We start from the raw sequence: 15,940 nt of genomic DNA, 5'->3' as shown, positions 1-15,940 counted from the left end.
GTCTTGTCAGGCAGGCCCCCTCCATCGGAGATCCGCATGAACCGCCGTTCCCTGCTCGTCCCGCTCCTGATCGCCCTTACGGCCTGCTCCGCGGCCTCCGCGCGCGACGAGGGGGTTCGCCTGCCCGCCCCCACCGTCGACGCGGCCACGCTGCCGGGTGAGGCGACCGCCGTCTTCGCCGGCGGCTGCTTCTGGGGCGTCGAGGGCGTTTTCCAGCACGTTCGCGGCGTGAAGAGCGTCCGCAATGGCTATGCCGGCGGCGACGCCGCCCACGCGAACTACGACGACGTGAGCGAGGGCGACACCGGCCACGCCGAGTCGGTGCGCGTGGTCTACGACCCGACCCAGGTCACCTATGGCCAGCTGTTGCAGGTGTTCTTCTCCGTGGCGCAGGACCCGACCCTGTTGAATCGCCAAGGGCCGGACTCGGGTACGCAGTACCGCTCGGCCGTGTTCTACGCCACGCCGGAGCAGAAAAGGGTGGCCGAGGCTTATGTGGCCCAGTTGACCGCGGCACACGCGTTCCCGGCGCCGATCGTGACCCAGGTGACGCCGCTGAAGGCCTTCTATCCGGCCGAGGACTATCACCAGGACTACATGCGGCTGAATCCGGAAGCGATGTACATCGCAGTGAACGACCGCCCGAAGGTGCTGGCGCTGGAGCGGATTTACCCGGAGCGGTATACCGCTGCCTGGGCTAATGGGAGGTGAGGCAAGCACCCGATCGCCGATGAATCGGCTCCCACATGAAGCTCGGCTCCCACATGAAGCGATGCCTCGCTCTGTGTGGGAGCACCCGATCGCCGATGAATCGGCTCCCACATGAAGCGGTGCCTCGCTCTGTGTGGGAGCCGATTTATCGGCGATGCTCTTGGCTCTTGGCTCTTGGCTCTTGGCTCTTGGCTCCTGGCTCCTGCCCTACCCCACCATCGGCAAATTCAGCCCCTGCGCCCTGGCACAGGCGATCGCATCCTCATAACCCGCATCCGCATGGCGCATGACGCCGGTGCCCGGGTCGTTCCACAGCACGCGCGCCAGCCGCTTGTCCGCGGCCTCGGTGCCATCGGCGACGATGACCACGCCGCTGTGCTGGCTGTAGCCCATGCCGACGCCGCCACCATGGTGCAGGCTGACCCAGGTGGCGCCGCCGGCCACGTTGAGCATGGCGTTGAGCAGCGGCCAGTCGCTGACCGCGTCGCTACCGTCGCGCATGGACTCGGTCTCGCGGTTGGGGCTGGCCACCGAGCCGGAGTCCAGATGATCACGGCCGATCACGATCGGCGCCTTGAGCTCGCCGTTGCGGACCATTTCATTGAAGGCCAGCGCCAGTCGATGGCGCTGGCCCAGGCCCACCCAGCAGATGCGCGCCGGCAGACCCTGGAAGCTGATGCGCTCGCGGGCCATGTCGAGCCAGCGGTGCAGGTGCGGGTCGTCGGGGATCAGCTCCTTCACCTTGGCGTCGGTCTTGTAGATGTCTTCCGGATCGCCGGACAGCGCGACCCAGCGGAACGGACCGACCCCACGGCAGAACAGCGGGCGCACGAAGGCCGGCACGAAGCCCGGGAAGGCGAACGCCTCGGCGAGGCCCTCGTCCTTGGCCATCTGGCGGATGTTGTTGCCATAGTCGAACGTCGGCACGCCCATGGCGTGGAAGGCGAGCATCGCTTCGACGTGCTTGCGCATGGAGGCCTTCGCCGCGCGTGAGGTGCCCGAGGGATCGGACTTACGGCGTTCGAACCATTCCTCCACCGTCCAGCCCGACGGCAGGTAGCCGTTGACCGGATCGTGGGCGCTGGTCTGGTCGGTGACGGCATCCGGGCGAACGCCGCGTCGAACCAGTTCCGGCAACACGTCGGCGGCATTGCCGAGCAAGGCCACGGAGACCGCACGGCCTTCCTTCGCGTAGCGTTCCAGGCGCGCGAGCGCGTCGTCGAGGTCGCTGGCCTGTTCGTCGACGTAGCGCGTCTTCAGGCGGAAGTCGATGCGGCTCTGCTGGCATTCGATGGTCAGCGACGAGGCGCCGGCCAGGCTGGCGGCAAGCGGCTGCGCACCGCCCATGCCGCCGAGGCCGGCGGTGAGGATCCAGCGTCCCGCGAGGCTGCCGCCGTAGTGTTGGCGACCCATCTCGACGAAGGTTTCGTACGTGCCCTGCACGATGCCCTGCGAACCGATGTAGATCCACGATCCGGCCGTCATCTGGCCGTACATCATCAGGCCTTTGCGATCGAGCTCGTTGAAGTGCTCCCAATTCGCCCAGGCTGGCACCAGATTGGAATTGGCCAGCAGTACGCGCGGTGCGTCCGGGTGCGACGGGAACACGCCGACCGGCTTGCCGGACTGGATGAGCAGCGTTTCGTCGTCGCGCAGTTCGCGCAGTGCGCGCAGGATGGCATCGAAGCATTCCCAGTTGCGCGCGGCACGGCCGATACCACCATAAACCACGAGCTCGGCGGGGTTTTCCGCCACCTCGGGATCGAGGTTGTTCTGCAGCATGCGGAATGGCGCTTCCGTGAGCCAGCTGCGACACGTGAGTTCGGCGCCGCGCGGTGCGCGGACGGTGCGGGTCGTGTCGATGCGCGTAAAGGCCGTCATCGGGGAAACTCCGTCGATCCAGGGGAATCGCCGATTATGGGCTGGCGACGTGGCGCCTCGCCAGCCGCGTCGCAACAAACAACGCGTTAGTTGCCTGCTTAGTGGCCGGCGGAGCCAGCGCTGGCGGGCGCGGAGCGCTGCGTCGTGTCACCCGTCCGCGGCACGCTGGGGTTGCGCCGCGCGGCGGCGTCCTGTTGCGCCTGATAGGTCTGCTGCTGGGCGCGATCGGCGTTGTCCAGTTGGGAACGCAGGCCGGGGTCGGTGGCGGTGCTGCGCTGCTGGTTCAGGTTGCTCTGTCGCAGTTGCTGCTGCACGGCGCTTTGGTTCTGCTGGTTGATCGACTGCTGGCGGTCGACTTGCTGCTGGAACTGCTGGGTATGCGAGGGTGCGTACACGACGGGCCGCGCGGCGGGCCGGGCCACCGGTGCGGGTGCCGCTGGCCGGGCAGCCGGAGCGGCCGCCTTGGTGGTTGGCGTCGAGGTCTGCGCTGTCGTCGTCAGCGGCAGGGCCACCGCAAGAAGAAACGACAGGATCTTGTGAGATGAATTGGTCATGGGACTCGTCCATCATAGGCGGATTGCCTTGATGAACAGAGCCTACGTCGTCCTTCATGAACGCCACGTCGTCCCCGCTGCAGCGCCTCTTTTTCGCGCTTTTCGCGGTGGTACTGGCCGGATGCGCCACGCGCCCCGCCAAGCCCACCACCCCGTCTGTCACGCCCGTGCTGCTGGTCTCGATCGACGCGTTCCGGCCCGACTACCTGGACCGTGGGCTGACACCGAACCTTGTCGCCATGGCCGCCGAGGGTGCGCGTGCGCGGTACATGCTGCCTTCGTTTCCGTCACTGACATTTCCCAACCACTACACGCTGGTGACCGGCCGCGTGCCCGACCGCAACGGCATCGTCAACAACACGATGCAGGACCCGGTGCTGGGCAAGTTCAGCCTCTCCAACCACGACGCGACCAGCGACGGCCGCTGGTGGGCGGATGCCGAACCGATCTGGGTGACGGCGCAGAAGCACGGCCTGCATACGGCCACCATGTTCTGGCCCGGCACCGAAGCCGAAATCCACGGCGTGCGCCCCGACCACTGGATTCCTTTCGACGACTCGCTCACCTCGCGGGCGCGGGTGGACAAGCTGCTATCGTGGATCGACGAACCGGGCCCGAAGCCGGCCTTCGACACGCTGTACTTCGACGCCGTCGATCATGCCGGCCATGAGCACGGGCCGGATTCCGCCGAACTCAACGCCGCCCTGGGCGAGGTCGACGACGCGATCGGCTATCTCGTGGCCCAGCTGCGCCAGCGCGGCCTCTACGGGAACATGAACCTGGTGATCGTTTCCGATCACGGCATGGCCTATGTGCCCAAGGGCAATATCGTCTTCGCCGACGACGCCACCGATCTGAACGCGCTGGACGCGGTGTCCTACGGTGTCATGGCCACCTTCAATCCGAAGCCCGACGTGGACACCGGTGCCGCCGTCGCCCGTCTGCTCGGCCCGCACGAGCACATGCGCTGCTACCGCAAGCAGGACCTGCCCAAGCGGCTCGACTACGGCAGCCATCCGCGCGTGCCGGCGTTCGAATGCCTGGCCGACACGGGCTGGTCGATCATCAGCCGCGAGGCCCTGGCAAAGCGCAAGGACCCGATGTCGCTGGGCGAGCACGGCTACGACAATCTCGACCCCGCCATGCGCGCCCTGTTCGTCGCCCATGGCCCGGCATTCGCGCGCGGCGTGACCGTCGCACCCTTTCCCAACGTGGACGTGTATCCGTTGCTGATGAGCCTGCTGCGCCTGCCCGCGGAGTCCAACGACGGTCATATCGAGGATGTGAGGGGCCTGCTGGCTCCGGCGCAAATCCCGTAGAATCCGGGCATGCGCCAGATCTATACCTCACCCCGCCCGGAAAACATCGACCGGATCGTGTCGCTCCTCACCGAGCACGACATCGAGACGACCGTCACCAACCGGTCGACCTGGAATCGCCCGACCTACCAGCGCTTCAGCTATTCGCAGCGCAACGACAATCGGGATGCCTGGCCGCAGGTATGGGTCAAGCGCGCCGACGACTTCCCCAAAGCCCGCGCCTTGCTGAAGGACATCGGCATCGAGCCGGTGGTGCGTTTCCAGGAAGAACTGCAGATGCACCGCTCCCCGGACCTGCGTCCGGCCCCCCAGCGCACGGCATCGCGCATTCGCCTGATGGCGCTGGCGATCGTCGCCGGCGTTGTGGTGGTCGTGGTGCTCAAGGCTGTCCAGGTGCTCTGAATGGCCGGCGCCGTCGGTTCGACGCCCGCCCATCTTCTGCTGCGCGAAGCCACCCGGGATGCCCATGAGGCGGCCGAAGCGACGGCCGGGATGCGGTTGTTGCTGGCCGGCGAGCTGGACGATCGCGGCTACGCTGGCTTGTTGCGGGCGCAACTGGGGTTGTTCGACGCGTGGGAAGCCGGACGGCGTGACTGGCTGGCCGGGCTGACAGAGTGGCGTTATGTGTCGCGCGCGGCGTTGATCGAGGCGGATCTTTCGGCTGCCGCGCCCATCGCCGATGAATCGGCTCCCACACAAGACATGCGCAGGCGGTCTGTGGGAGCCGACTTTGTCGGCGATGAATCGACTCCCACTCAGGACCCGCACAGGCGGTCTGTGGGAGCCGACTTTGTCGGCGATGAGGCCGCCTACTGGGGCGAGCTCTACGTCGTCGAAGGTTCGGCCCTCGGCGGACGTGTCATAGTCCGCCGTCTTCGCGAGCTTTACCCCGAGCTCCCGCACCACTTCTACGCCGTCGGCGAAAACGCCCCAGCCGGCTGGCGACGATTCCAGTCCCTGCTCGATCGCGCCCTCCCCGACGAAGCCTCCCAGGAGGCGGCCACCCTTGGCGCGCAGCGGATGTTCGCGCGCTTTCAACAGATGCTGAAGGATCCTGCGGCCCATGACTGACCTGCCCGACCTGACCGCCTGCGACCGCGAGCCCATTCACATCCCTGGCTCGATTCAGCCCCATGGCGTCCTGATCGTGGTGGATGCGCGCACGCGGACGATCCTGCAGGTCAGCGAAAACGCCGCGGACGTGCTCGGGGTCGACCCCGTCGTCGTCCTGGACGCCCCGCTGCACGAAGTCATCGCCCTGCCGGTCGATCTGTTCGACGATGACGAACGCCCCGCCCATAGCGCGTGGGTGTCCGTGTCCTTCCCAAACGCGACCAGGCAGGGGGATTGGTACGCCTCGGTACACGCCTACGACGCGCGCTGGATGATCGAGATCGAACCTCGCGAGAGCGATTTCGAAGACGACCCGTACCGTGTGGGCTTCGACCTCACCCACCGGCTCGAACTCGATACCACCGTGGAACGCGCCGCCGCGCGGGTGGCCCGCGCCGTTCGCAACCTGCTCGGCTACGACCGCGTCATGGTCTACCGCTTCGATCACGATTGGCACGGCGAAGTCATCGCCGAAGCGCGCCAGGAAGACCTCGAGGCCTACCTCGGGCTGCACTATCCCGCGACGGACATTCCCGTGCAGGCTCGCGCGCTCTATCTACGCAACCGCGTCCGCCAGATCAGCGATTGCCACTACGTGCCGGCGCGCATCCTGCCTGCCTACGATCCGGAAACCGCCGCGGCCACCGACCTCAGCGACATCTCGCTGCGCAGCGTCTCCCCGGTCCATCTCGAATACCTCGGCAACATGGGCGTCACCGGCACGCTGGTGGCCTCCATCATCGCCAATGGCAAGCTGTGGGGCCTGATCTCCTGCCACCACTACAGCCCGTTCTTCGCCGACCACCGCATGCGCGAGGTGGCCGACGCCGTGGCGCGTGCCTTCGCCTCGCGCGTCGCGGCGATCGAGGAACTGGCCAAGATCGAAAGCGAAAGCGTGCTGCTCACGGTGCGCGAGAAGCTCATCACCGCCTTCAACGAACGCGACCGCATCGACCCGGAACTGCTCGCCTCCCTCGCGCCCGAGTTGCTCGAGGTCGTGGACGCCGACGGCATTGCCATCTTCGCGGGCAACCGCGTGATGCGCCACGGCCAGTTGCCGGAGGAAGCCGCCTTGCTGCGCATTCGCGATTTCGTGGGGCGCGGTGCCGCCGCAGTAGTGGATGGCATCGCCGGCGTGCTCCACACGGACGAGGTAGGCGCACGCTACCCGGAACTGGCCGGCCCCGACGTCACCGGCCTGGCTGCGGGCATCATCTTCATGCCGCTGCAGTCCGACGCGCACAACGCCGTCTTATGGACGCGCGCCGAACAGGTGCGCAACGTGCGCTGGGCCGGCAATCCGGCACTGTCCAAGCTGGAGGTTTATCCCGGTGCGCGCCTTTCGCCGCGGCAGAGCTTCGCCACCTGGCAGGAAAACGTCCGCGGCCGCTCACGGCCCTGGTCGCGGCTGCACCTGGAATCCGCGCGTGGCCTTCGCGTGCTGATCGAGATGATGGAACGCAAGCACTTCCAACAGAGCTTTGCGCTGATGCGCGCCTCACTGGCTCGCCTGCCCGATCCGATCGTCATTACCGACGCCGCGCAGACCGACTGGCGCGAGTGTTCCGTGGTTTTCGTCAATGACGCCTTCGTCCACAAGACCCGCCGCAGCGCCGAAAGCGTCACCGGCCTGCCCATGACCGCCCTGCTCGGCGAGAGCCCCGAGGCCCTGGCCACCCTGGTCACCACCGTCGACGCACGGAACGCCGCCTCGGTCGTGGTTCCACTTCGTCACAGCGACGGCTCGATGCTGCAGGCGAGGGTCGAGCTGGAACCGGTCGCGGACGCGATGGGCAACATCACCCACTGGATGTCGGTGTTCCATTTCGGCGGCTGATGCCAGCGGTACGGGCTGACGCCAGCACCGCTTCAGCGCTATAACATCCCCATGACCGACCGTGTCCGCCTGTTCCAGACCCTGCCGCATTCCTGTGGCTATTTCGCCGAGCGGACGGCGCAGAACCTCGTGGTCGACCCCGGCGCCCCCAACCTCGACAAGCTCTACGGCCCGGCCCTCGCCAAAGGCTTCCGGCGCGCCGGCGGCCACCTCTACCTGCCCCAATGCGCGGCCTGCCAGGCCTGTGTGCCGTGTCGCATCGATGTCGACCGCTTCACGCCCGATCGCGCGCAGCGCCGTTGCCTCAAGCGCAATGCCGACCTGACCGTCCGCGAAGGCATTCCCGGCTTCACGCCCGAGCGGCATGAGTTGTACGAACGCTACCTCCGCGCCCGTCACAGCGGCGGCGGCATGGACACGGCCGACGCCGAAGACTTCCAGCGCTTTCTTGCCGCACCGTGGAGTCCCACCCTCTTTCTCGAGTATTACCTGGGCGAGCGCCTGCTCGGCGTGGCCGTGACCGATATCGCGCTTGCCGGTGTTTCGGCCGTCTATACCTTCTTCGACCCCGACGAAACATCGCGTGGGCTCGGTACCTTCGGCATCCTGCAGCAGGTGGCCCTGGCGAAGCGCCGTGGCATTCCGTATGTGTATCTGGGATTCTGGATCGCCGGGCATCCGAAGATGGATTACAAGCGTCGCTTTAGGCCGTTGGAAATTCGGCGGCACGGACGTTGGATCGAGATGCCTTGATGCGGTCCACGCACGCCTGTCGAAGCACGGACCATGGCGGTGGCACAATCGGCGTTTACCCGCCTTTCGGAACCCCCATGGGCCCGCGCCGCATCGTCTGCCTCACCGAAGAACCCACCGAAACGCTCTACCTACTCGGCGAGCAGGACCGCATCGTCGGCATCAGCGGTTTCACCGTGCGGCCGACGGAAGCGCGCCGCGACAAGCCCAAGGTCAGCGCCTTCACCAGCGCGAAGGTCGACAAGATCCTCGCCCTGAAACCCGACCTCGCCATCGGCTTCTCGGATATCCAGGCCGATATCGCTCAGGCCCTCATCAAGGCCGGCGTCGAAGTGTGGATCTCCAACCATCGCAGTGTCGAAGGCATCCTTGAATACATCCGCCGCCTTGGCGCGATGGTCGGCGTCGCGGATAAAGCGGAGACCCTCGCGGCGACGCTGGAACGTGGGCTCGAGGAAACGCGCGACGCGTCGGCGCGCCTGTCCCGTCGGCCGCGCGTCTATTTCGAGGAATGGGACGAACCGATGATCTCGGGCATCCGCTGGGTGTCGGAGCTGGTCGGCATCGCCGGTGGCGACGACGTGCTACCCGGTCGTGCCGTGCAATCGCTGGCGAAAGACCGGATCATCGCCGACCCGCAGGAAGTGATCGACACGGCGCCGGAGATCATCGTCGGCTCCTGGTGTGGGAAGCGGTTCCGGCCCGAACAGGTTGCCGCGCGACCGGGCTGGGAGAACGTGCCGGCGATTCGCGATGGGCACCTGTACGAGATCAAGTCGCCACTCATCCTTCAGCCCGGCCCTGCCGCCCTGACGGATGGCCTGGCCGAACTGCGCCGCATCATCCACGGCTGGACGGCCAGATGACCGTCCCGGCCTTCCCGATGGCCTAGACACCAATCCGACACCGCGCGCGTATAGTCGTAAGGGAGTCGTAAGGGGTGTGGCGGGGGTCACACGAAAAATGTGACGACAGCGGGTTAAGGCCGCCTCGGAAGAGGCGGTGGGAGAGCCGATGACGCAGGCCTTGCCATCGACATATGACGCGACGCGCTGGTGCGGTGGTGTTTTCGTGGGCGTCATGGCGGCGCAGCTGCTTTCCGCTGCGCTATGGAGCCATCAGGGCGGCACGCATATCGTCTGGTTCCCCGGCGCGGTACTGCTGGGCGCCCTCCTCGCGACTCCGCGACGCCTGTGGCCCGCGCTGATGGGCGCGGCACTGGTGGGGCTGGTGATCACCGGCGTGTCCTTCGGACTGCCACTGGCGGATACGGCGCTGGTGGTCTCACCCGCCGTGCTACTGACGCCGGTGGCTGCCTGGGCGATGCAGCTCGTGCCCGCGCACGCGCCGCCACTGGAGGACTTCACCCGGCTCTATGCGTTTGCCGCGGTGGCGGTCATCGCCCTGCCCGCGGCCTGCGCCACGCTGATCGACTACGCGAGCCATTACACCTCGTTTCGCGGCTCTGTGCTCAGTGACTGGCCGAATATCGCTCTCGCCCATGCGCTGGGCTACGTGCTCTATGTGCCGGTCTGGGTCAGCGTGCGGAATCCGGATTCCGCCGTACGTCATCAAGCACGCCTTCCTACCGAGTTCTACCTGCTGATGGTGGTCTCGACGGCCCTGCTCGGGGTGATCTGGTACGGCTACGGCGGCCGCCCCGAACTCGTGCCCGTGCTTTGCCTGGCACCGGCACCGATCATCATCGCCGCGATCATCCGGGCGCAGATGACCGGCAGTTCCATCGCGGTCTTCATCATCGTCATCATGGCCGGCCATCTCAGCGTCGGCGGCTACGGGCCGTTCACGGCCTCGACAGCGCAGGAAACGACACTCGCCCTGCAACTGTGGACACTCACCGCGGCACTCTCCGCGTTGACGCTCGGCGTGGTGGTGGAGCAGCGCTTCGCCAGCCGTCGCGCCCTCGACGATGCCCATGAAGAACTGCGCGAGATGACCGGCCGGCTCATCGCCACCCAGGAGCAGGAACGGGCTCGCCTGGCGCGTGACCTTCACGACGACATCAACCAGCGCCTCGCCGCCTCGTCGATCGGCCTTAGTGCGCTGCGGCGGCGCGTTCCACCCTCCGTGCAGGCGGAAGTGGCGCACATCCAGCATCAAGTCATCGCCCTGTCCGAGGACGTGCGGCAGCTTTCACACGAACTGCATCCGAGCTGCCTGGACCATGCGGGACTGCGCGACTCGCTCGAGGCCTTGTGCCACATGCCGCGGCGGCCACGCGCGCCGCAGGTGGTCTTTATCGCGGACCAGGCCATCGACGTCCTCTCCGCGGACATTGCCCTGTGTTTCTATCGCGTTACGCAGGAGGCGCTGACGAACGCGCTGCGCCACGCCGAGGCAAGCCAGGTGACGATCAAGGCCTCGGTGAATGGCGACCTCGCATCGCTATGGATCTTCGACGACGGCAAGGGCATCGACCCCGACGCGTTCCCGACGAAGAAGCCAGGCATCGGTTTGCTCAGCATGAGTGAACGTGCGAAGTTGCTGGGAGGCAGCTTCGAACTGCGTACCGCACCGGGAAAGGGAGTGGATGTATGCCTGCGCATACCACTGGAAACGGGTTGAGCTGCGAAGCGCTTCCGCGCATCGTCTTCGCCGACGACCACCGCATGGTTGCCGAAGGCATCGAACGGCTGCTCGCCGAGGACTTCGAACTGGTCGCCCTCGCCCAGGATGGCAAGAGCCTGATCGACAGCGTCGAACGCGAAAAACCCGACCTGATCCTCTCGGATATCAACATGCCTGGCGGCAGCGGACTCGAGGTACTCAAGACCCTTCGCGCCGGCGGCAACACCACGCCTTTCGTTTTTCTCACCATGCACGCCGAACCCGCACTGGCCGCTTCGGCCATGCGCGCCGGTGCCAACGGTTACGTGCTCAAGGTCTCCGCCGGCGACGAGCTGCTCAGCGCACTCCGCCAGGTACTCGCCGGTGGCACGTACGTCTCGCCGTCGCTCGGTGCGCGCAATCTTCGCGGCCACACGGCCGATTTGCACCAGCTCACGCCCAAGCAGCGCGAGGTACTTCGGCTGGTCGGCTCCGGCCTCCGGTCCAAGCAGATCGCCGCCCAGCTCGGTCTTTCGGTACGCACGGTGGAGGCGCACAAGTACACCATCATGCAGATCCTGGACGTGCACAGCACCCTCGAGCTCGTCCGTCGCTCGGAGGACCTCGGACTCTTGTTCTGACCGCCTCAGTGGCCCGATATCGTCACGGTGATCTTGCGCTGGTGCGCTTCACGGCGGTGCTCGTAAAGGAAGACACCTTGCCAGGTTCCCAACAGTGGACGCCCGCCGTGCACCGGTACCGAGAGCGATACACCGGTCAGCACGGCGCGCACATGCGCGGGCATGTCGTCGGGGCCTTCGTCCTGGTGGCGAAACAGCGGATCGCCGTCGGGCACCAGCCGTGCGAAGAAGCGCTCGAGATCGGCGACGACCGTCGGGTCGGCATTCTCGCCGATAAGCAACGAAGCGCTGGTGTGCTGCACGAAGACGTGCGCGATACCGGTCGAGACACCACTGGCCGAGACGGCGTCGGTCAGACGATCGGTGATCTCGATAAGCGAACGGCCACGCGTGTGCACCGTGAACGTGGTCTGTGCGATGTGCTGGACGGGTTGGGCGCGGCTCATCGCGGACTCCGGATCAGGGGTAAAGCAGGCGGCTCGTCCAGCTTGTACCGTGTTCGGCGTGGACGATACGTTCGTGCAGGCGGAATTCGGCGCCGTACCAGAACTCGACGCGGTCCGGCTTGAGCAGGTAGCCGCCCCAATGCGGAGGACGTGGTACGTCGCGGCCTTCGAACTCCTTCTCGAAGTGCGCCACACGATCTTCGAAGGTCTGCCTGTCCGGTAGTTCCTGGCTCTGCTTAGACGCCCAGGCACCGATCTGGCTGCCGCGCTGGCGACGCACGAAATACGCGTCCGACTCCGCCGCGCTGGCCTTGCTCACACGGCCCTCGAAACGCACCTGGATGCCTTCGCGGATCTGCTTCCAGTGGAAGCACACCGCCACCTGGTCGTGCGCGGCCATCTCGCCGGCCTTCGCGCTCTCGTAATTGGTGAAGAAACCCAACCCGTTCTCGTCGATGCGCTTGAGCAGCACGATGCGTGAATGCACGCGGCCGTCAGCGTCGACGGTGGCGAGGTTCATGGCGGTGGGTTCGCGATCGCCACTGGCTTTGGCCTCGTCCAGCAGGCCACGGAAGGTGTCGAGGATCTCGGGAGTCAGCATGGGTAGGCTATGCTTGCCGGTATGGAATCAGCCGATGCTATCACGCTCGCCGAGCGGGTCCTGGGGCGTTTCGCCGCGCCCATCGCGCACGCCTCCAAGCCGTTCATCCTGGGCCTTTCCGGCCTGCAGGGCAGCGGCAAGAGCACCCTCGCCACGGCCATGATCGACGCCGCCCGCGACCGCGGCTGGTCCGCCGCGACCCTCTCCCTGGACGACGTATACCTGACTCGCGCCGAGCGCCAGACCCTCGGTCGCCAGGTCCACCCGCTGCTAAGTACACGCGGCGTCCCCGGCACCCACGACCTCGCGCTCCTCGCCTCGACGCTCGACGCCCTCGACAAGGCCGCCTACGAGCGACCGGTTTCGATGCCGCGTTTCGACAAGGGGCACGACGATCGTTACGCCGAGCCGCTATGGCCCGAAGTGCCGCAGCCGCCAATGCTGGTCATCCTGGAAGGCTGGTGCCTTGGGCTCGACCCGCAGGCCGAGGCCGCGCTGGCCGAGCCGATCAATGCGCTGGAGCGCGACGAGGATGCCGACGGCGTCTGGCGCCGCTGGGTGAACGCGAAGCTGGCCGAGTACCTTCCCGTGTGGCGTCGCCTCGATGCCCTCGTACTGTTGCAGGCCCCATCGTGGGAGGTGGTCGCGCGCTGGCGCGACCAAGCCGAGTGGTCACTTCGCGCACGCGGCGAGCCGCAAGCCATGAATAAGGACGAGATGGCGAGGTTTCTTCAGCACTACGAGCGGCTCAGCAAGCACGCGCTGGATACGTTACCCGCGAAGGCGGACATGATCGTCACGCTCGATCGGGATCGCCATCGAATCGGATAGGGCGCGGGCGGGCTCGTGCTTTCCATGTGGGAGCCGCTTCAGCGGCGATAACGCAAAAGCCTCAGTCGCGCCCTTGTCGCACTGAGGGTTCGCCGCTGAAGCGGCTCCCACATTGCGCCTTGCATCGACATTGCGCCCCGCATCGATATTGCGCCTTGCATCGACATTGCGCCTCGCATCAAATAAGAGCGGCATAACCCATCCGCGCATCCGGCCAGCGGCATCGAAACCCCGTCGCGCGCAGGCGTGCGTTCGACAGGCGTTTGTTGCCGATGCCTGCAACCGGCGGGCCATCGGGCGGTGGCGCGGCGCCAAGCAGGCCGGCGAGGTAGTCGTAGAGTTCATCGACGGGCAGCGGCGTATCGTCGACGCCGACGTAGAGCGATTCGGGCGCGTCCAGCGACAACAGATGCGCGATGGCAGCAGCGGCGTCGTCGACATGCATGCGATTGGCGAAGACGCCGCGGCCGCGTGGCACGGAGACCGAGCCCTCGCGAAGTCGTTCGAACAATTGCGTTCTTCCCGGGCCGTAGAGACCGGCCAGGCGCAACGACATGCCGCCCACGTCACGCGATGCCAGCCAATCCTCCGCTTCGACAAGGACACGCCCGTTGAAACCGGGTGGGTCCGTGGGCGTGGTTTCATCGACCCAGTCGCCGGCGTGCTCGCCGTAGACGGCGGTCGAGGAGACGAACAGCGTCCGGCTCGGCGGCACCGGAAGCGCCTCGAGCAGATGCCGGAACCCATCGACGAAAATGGCGCGGTACGCCCGTTCATCGCGCGCGTCCGGGGTGGCGGCGAAGACGACCGCGTCGACCTTTGGAAGGTCACACAAGGTGTCGGGGCGGGTCAGGTCGCCGCGTAGCCAGCGGATCGCGGGATCCGGCGTCACTTCGCCACGGCGCAGCGCGATGACGTGCTTTCCCTGCGCCACCAACCGTCGAGCCACGCGGCCGCCGACATCACCAGCGCCGGCGATCAGCACGGTCTCGTTCTTCTGTGGATGGCTTATTGCTAGCATGGGTGCAATGAATCCTTCGCCCAACCTGTTCCTGGTCGGCCCCACGGGGGCCGGCAAGACCACGATCGGACAGCGCCTCGCGGCGCACTATGGCCTGACCTTCGTCGACCTCGACGTGGAAATCGAGGCACGCTGCGGTACGACGATCGCCGCGCTCTTCGAAAGCGAAGGCGAGGCGGGTTTCCGGGCACGCGAGTGCGCGCACCTGGATGAGTTTAGTCGGCGTCAGGGCATCGTGCTTGCCACCGGCGCCGGCGCCGTCGTGGACCCCGCCAACCGCGATCTGCTGATGAACCGGGGCACCGTGCTCATGCTCGGCGTCGATGTCGACGAACAGCTCGATCGCCTGCAGCACGATCGCGTCCGCCCAATGATCGCCGGCAACGATCGCCGGGGGCGGCTGGAAAGCCTCGCCCTCGATCGCAACCACCTCTACGAGGAAATCGCCGACCTGATCTTTCGCGGTCGGCACGAAGACGTCGACGCCGCCGCGCCCCGGGCCATCGCCCTCCTCGACCGCCACTGGAAACGCAGCTGATGGAAACCGTCGACGTCGCCCTTGCCGGGCGCGAGTACAGCGTCTGGATCGGCCCCGGCCTCATCGCGGACAGCGCACGCTGGCGTGCCAGTATCCGCGGCAGGCATGTGCTGGTGGTCAGCAACACCACGGTCGCGCCCCTGTATCTGGCGGCGCTGGCGAAAGGCCTCGAAGGCCTGACCTGGTCGTCCTATCTGATCGACGATGGCGAAACCCATAAGACCTTCGCCAATGTCGGCCATGTCCTCGAAGCCCTCGGGAAACTCGGTGCCACGCGAGACGCCTGCGTGATCGCCCTCGGTGGCGGTGTGGTCGGCGACCTCGCCGGCTTCGCCGCGGCCTGCTGGATGCGCGGCATCGACTTCATCCAGGTGCCCACCACCCTGCTGGCGATGGTCGATTCGTCGGTCGGCGGCAAGACCGGCGTGAACCTCCCCGCAGGCAAGAACCTCGCCGGGGCCTTCCATCAGCCGCGCGCCGTCGTCGCCGATGTGGACGTACTGGCAACCTTGCCGCAGCGCGAGTACCGCGCCGGCCTCGCGGAAATCGTCAAGGGCGCCGCCATCGGCGACGCGGACTTCTTCGAATGGCTGGAAGCGCATGCCGACGCGTTGGCAAAGAGGGAGCCAGCCATCCTGATCGAGGCGATCGCGCGCAAATGCCGGTACAAGGCCGGCGTCGTCGCGCGCGACGAAACCGAACAAGGCGAGCGCGCCCTGCTCAACCTCGGTCACACCTTCGGCCACGCCCTGGAAACCGCGGGCAACTACAGCGAGATCCTGCATGGCGAAGGCGTGGCCATCGGCATGGTTCTGGCCGCCCGCTTGTCCGAGAAGCTGGGCATGGCGGCGGCCGTCGACACCCAGCGTCTCAAGGAGCTGCTCGAACGCCTCGGCCTGCCCACCACGCCATCGCGCGAACACGCCGCCAGCCGCCTGCTCGACCTGATGCGCCTGGACAAGAAGAACACCGCGGGCACGCTGCGCCTTATCCTCTGGCGCGGCATCGGTCGCGCGGAGATCGTCCCCGGGGTGAGCGACGCGGACGTCCTCGCGGTGCTGGATTGACGCATACCGTGCGTACCCCGGGGCGACCACCTACAATGATCGGCCCTGCGCCAGCCCGG

General features: G+C 66.7%; 17 protein-coding genes. 12 read left to right on the top strand and 5 right to left on the bottom strand.

The annotated features are described in order from the left end of the window. Positions 1-36: 36 nt before the first annotated feature. Positions 37-711: a peptide-methionine (S)-S-oxide reductase MsrA gene (gene msrA / locus VM621_RS10000; RefSeq protein ID WP_325468822.1), complete on the top strand. Its 675-nt coding sequence runs from the start codon at positions 37-39 to the stop codon at positions 709-711. A 207-nt stretch (positions 712-918) separates the two neighbouring features. On the opposite strand, the gene hutU is transcribed toward msrA, so the two are convergent. Together hutU and VM621_RS09990 are read right to left on the bottom strand one after the other, a co-directional pair. Then, entirely contained in the window at positions 919-2,592 is a 1,674-nt protein-coding gene (gene hutU, locus VM621_RS09995) for a urocanate hydratase (protein ID WP_325468821.1), read from the bottom strand. A 98-nt stretch (positions 2,593-2,690) separates the two neighbouring features. Beyond that, positions 2,691-3,146 carry a hypothetical protein gene (locus VM621_RS09990; RefSeq protein WP_325468820.1) on the bottom strand — a complete coding sequence of 152 codons (456 nt, stop codon included), beginning with the start codon at positions 3,144-3,146 and terminating at the stop codon, positions 2,691-2,693. Between the two features lie 56 nt (positions 3,147-3,202). Here VM621_RS09990 and VM621_RS09985 point away from each other — a divergent pair, with 56 nt between their 5' ends. The 8 genes from VM621_RS09985 to VM621_RS09950 all read left to right on the top strand — a co-directional run bounded on the left by VM621_RS09985 (position 3,203) and on the right by VM621_RS09950 (position 11,377). After that, positions 3,203-4,465: an ectonucleotide pyrophosphatase/phosphodiesterase gene (locus VM621_RS09985; RefSeq protein ID WP_325468819.1), complete on the top strand. Its 1,263-nt coding sequence runs from the start codon at positions 3,203-3,205 to the stop codon at positions 4,463-4,465. A gap of 9 nt (positions 4,466-4,474) precedes the next feature. Next, a complete protein-coding gene (locus tag VM621_RS09980; RefSeq protein WP_325468818.1) occupies positions 4,475-4,867 on the top strand; it encodes a hypothetical protein in 393 nt (130 codons plus the stop codon). Then, entirely contained in the window at positions 4,868-5,536 is a 669-nt protein-coding gene (locus VM621_RS09975; protein WP_325468817.1) for a biliverdin-producing heme oxygenase, read from the top strand. It abuts the gene before it with no gap. Beyond that, positions 5,529-7,415 (top strand): GAF domain-containing protein, encoded by a 1,887-nt coding sequence (locus VM621_RS09970; protein WP_325468816.1) that lies wholly within the window; start codon positions 5,529-5,531, stop codon positions 7,413-7,415. Before VM621_RS09975 ends, VM621_RS09970 begins: the two co-directional genes overlap by 8 nt. A 51-nt stretch (positions 7,416-7,466) precedes the next feature. Then, on the top strand, positions 7,467-8,168 hold the full coding sequence (locus tag VM621_RS09965) for an arginyltransferase (protein WP_325468815.1): 702 nt from the start codon (positions 7,467-7,469) through the stop codon (positions 8,166-8,168). A gap of 77 nt (positions 8,169-8,245) precedes the next feature. Further along, the gene (locus VM621_RS09960) at positions 8,246-9,034 is read left to right on the top strand and encodes a cobalamin-binding protein (protein WP_325468814.1); all 789 of its coding nucleotides are present in this window, start codon (positions 8,246-8,248) and stop codon (positions 9,032-9,034) included. 148 nt (positions 9,035-9,182) lie between these two features. Then, on the top strand, positions 9,183-10,754 hold the full coding sequence (locus VM621_RS09955; protein WP_325468813.1) for a sensor histidine kinase: 1,572 nt from the start codon (positions 9,183-9,185) through the stop codon (positions 10,752-10,754). Further along, positions 10,724-11,377, top strand: a complete 654-nt coding sequence (locus VM621_RS09950) for a response regulator transcription factor (protein WP_325468812.1) — start codon at positions 10,724-10,726, stop codon at positions 11,375-11,377. The genes VM621_RS09955 and VM621_RS09950 overlap by 31 nt, the downstream gene beginning before the upstream one ends. Positions 11,378-11,382: 5 nt before the next feature. Here the strand turns inward: VM621_RS09950 and VM621_RS09945 are convergent, their stop codons facing one another. Both VM621_RS09945 and pdxH read right to left on the bottom strand, forming a co-directional pair. Continuing rightward, a complete protein-coding gene (locus VM621_RS09945) occupies positions 11,383-11,823 on the bottom strand; it encodes a secondary thiamine-phosphate synthase enzyme YjbQ (protein ID WP_325468811.1) in 441 nt (146 codons plus the stop codon). A 13-nt stretch (positions 11,824-11,836) separates the two neighbouring features. Further along, on the bottom strand, positions 11,837-12,424 hold the full coding sequence (gene pdxH, locus VM621_RS09940) for a pyridoxamine 5'-phosphate oxidase (RefSeq protein WP_325468810.1): 588 nt from the start codon (positions 12,422-12,424) through the stop codon (positions 11,837-11,839). A 21-nt stretch (positions 12,425-12,445) separates the two neighbouring features. Between pdxH and VM621_RS09935 the strand changes: the two genes are divergently transcribed. Beyond that, positions 12,446-13,255 (top strand): kinase, encoded by an 810-nt coding sequence (locus tag VM621_RS09935; RefSeq protein ID WP_325468809.1) that lies wholly within the window; start codon positions 12,446-12,448, stop codon positions 13,253-13,255. Between the two features lie 178 nt (positions 13,256-13,433). Here the strand turns inward: VM621_RS09935 and VM621_RS09930 are convergent, their stop codons facing one another. After that, entirely contained in the window at positions 13,434-14,276 is an 843-nt protein-coding gene (locus tag VM621_RS09930) for an NAD-dependent epimerase/dehydratase family protein (RefSeq protein WP_325468808.1), read from the bottom strand. A 7-nt stretch (positions 14,277-14,283) separates the two neighbouring features. Here VM621_RS09930 and VM621_RS09925 point away from each other — a divergent pair, with 7 nt between their 5' ends. Together VM621_RS09925 and aroB are read left to right on the top strand one after the other, a co-directional pair. Beyond that, complete coding sequence (locus VM621_RS09925; protein ID WP_325468807.1) at positions 14,284-14,814, top strand: shikimate kinase; 531 nt, start codon at positions 14,284-14,286, stop codon at positions 14,812-14,814. Continuing rightward, positions 14,814-15,881: a 3-dehydroquinate synthase gene (gene aroB / locus VM621_RS09920; protein WP_325468806.1), complete on the top strand. Its 1,068-nt coding sequence runs from the start codon at positions 14,814-14,816 to the stop codon at positions 15,879-15,881. Before VM621_RS09925 ends, aroB begins: the two co-directional genes overlap by 1 nt. The last annotated feature ends 59 nt before the right edge of the window (positions 15,882-15,940 follow it).

The sequence above is a fragment of the Luteibacter sp. genome (assembly GCF_035539195.1).
GTDB lineage: Bacteria > Pseudomonadota > Gammaproteobacteria > Xanthomonadales > Rhodanobacteraceae > Luteibacter.
Note: the sequence above shows the minus strand (reverse complement) of the source record. Positions and strands in the feature narration are given on the sequence as shown.

What these genes read in the sequence shown, in the direction of transcription:
- msrA (WP_325468822.1), top strand. Translation starts at nt 37, where the DNA reads ATGAACCGCCGTTCCCTGCTCGTCCCGCTCCTGATCGCCCTTACGGCC.
- hutU (WP_325468821.1), bottom strand. Translation starts at nt 2,592, where the DNA reads ATGACGGCCTTTACGCGCATCGACACGACCCGCACCGTCCGCGCACCG.
- VM621_RS09990 (WP_325468820.1), bottom strand. Translation starts at nt 3,146, where the DNA reads ATGACCAATTCATCTCACAAGATCCTGTCGTTTCTTCTTGCGGTGGCC.
- VM621_RS09985 (WP_325468819.1), top strand. Translation starts at nt 3,203, where the DNA reads ATGAACGCCACGTCGTCCCCGCTGCAGCGCCTCTTTTTCGCGCTTTTC.
- VM621_RS09980 (WP_325468818.1), top strand. Translation starts at nt 4,475, where the DNA reads ATGCGCCAGATCTATACCTCACCCCGCCCGGAAAACATCGACCGGATC.
- VM621_RS09975 (WP_325468817.1), top strand. Translation starts at nt 4,868, where the DNA reads ATGGCCGGCGCCGTCGGTTCGACGCCCGCCCATCTTCTGCTGCGCGAA.
- VM621_RS09970 (WP_325468816.1), top strand. Translation starts at nt 5,529, where the DNA reads ATGACTGACCTGCCCGACCTGACCGCCTGCGACCGCGAGCCCATTCAC.
- VM621_RS09965 (WP_325468815.1), top strand. Translation starts at nt 7,467, where the DNA reads ATGACCGACCGTGTCCGCCTGTTCCAGACCCTGCCGCATTCCTGTGGC.
- VM621_RS09960 (WP_325468814.1), top strand. Translation starts at nt 8,246, where the DNA reads ATGGGCCCGCGCCGCATCGTCTGCCTCACCGAAGAACCCACCGAAACG.
- VM621_RS09955 (WP_325468813.1), top strand. Translation starts at nt 9,183, where the DNA reads ATGACGCAGGCCTTGCCATCGACATATGACGCGACGCGCTGGTGCGGT.
- VM621_RS09950 (WP_325468812.1), top strand. Translation starts at nt 10,724, where the DNA reads ATGCCTGCGCATACCACTGGAAACGGGTTGAGCTGCGAAGCGCTTCCG.
- VM621_RS09945 (WP_325468811.1), bottom strand. Translation starts at nt 11,823, where the DNA reads ATGAGCCGCGCCCAACCCGTCCAGCACATCGCACAGACCACGTTCACG.
- pdxH (WP_325468810.1), bottom strand. Translation starts at nt 12,424, where the DNA reads ATGCTGACTCCCGAGATCCTCGACACCTTCCGTGGCCTGCTGGACGAG.
- VM621_RS09935 (WP_325468809.1), top strand. Translation starts at nt 12,446, where the DNA reads ATGGAATCAGCCGATGCTATCACGCTCGCCGAGCGGGTCCTGGGGCGT.
- VM621_RS09930 (WP_325468808.1), bottom strand. Translation starts at nt 14,276, where the DNA reads ATGCTAGCAATAAGCCATCCACAGAAGAACGAGACCGTGCTGATCGCC.
- VM621_RS09925 (WP_325468807.1), top strand. Translation starts at nt 14,284, where the DNA reads ATGAATCCTTCGCCCAACCTGTTCCTGGTCGGCCCCACGGGGGCCGGC.
- aroB (WP_325468806.1), top strand. Translation starts at nt 14,814, where the DNA reads ATGGAAACCGTCGACGTCGCCCTTGCCGGGCGCGAGTACAGCGTCTGG.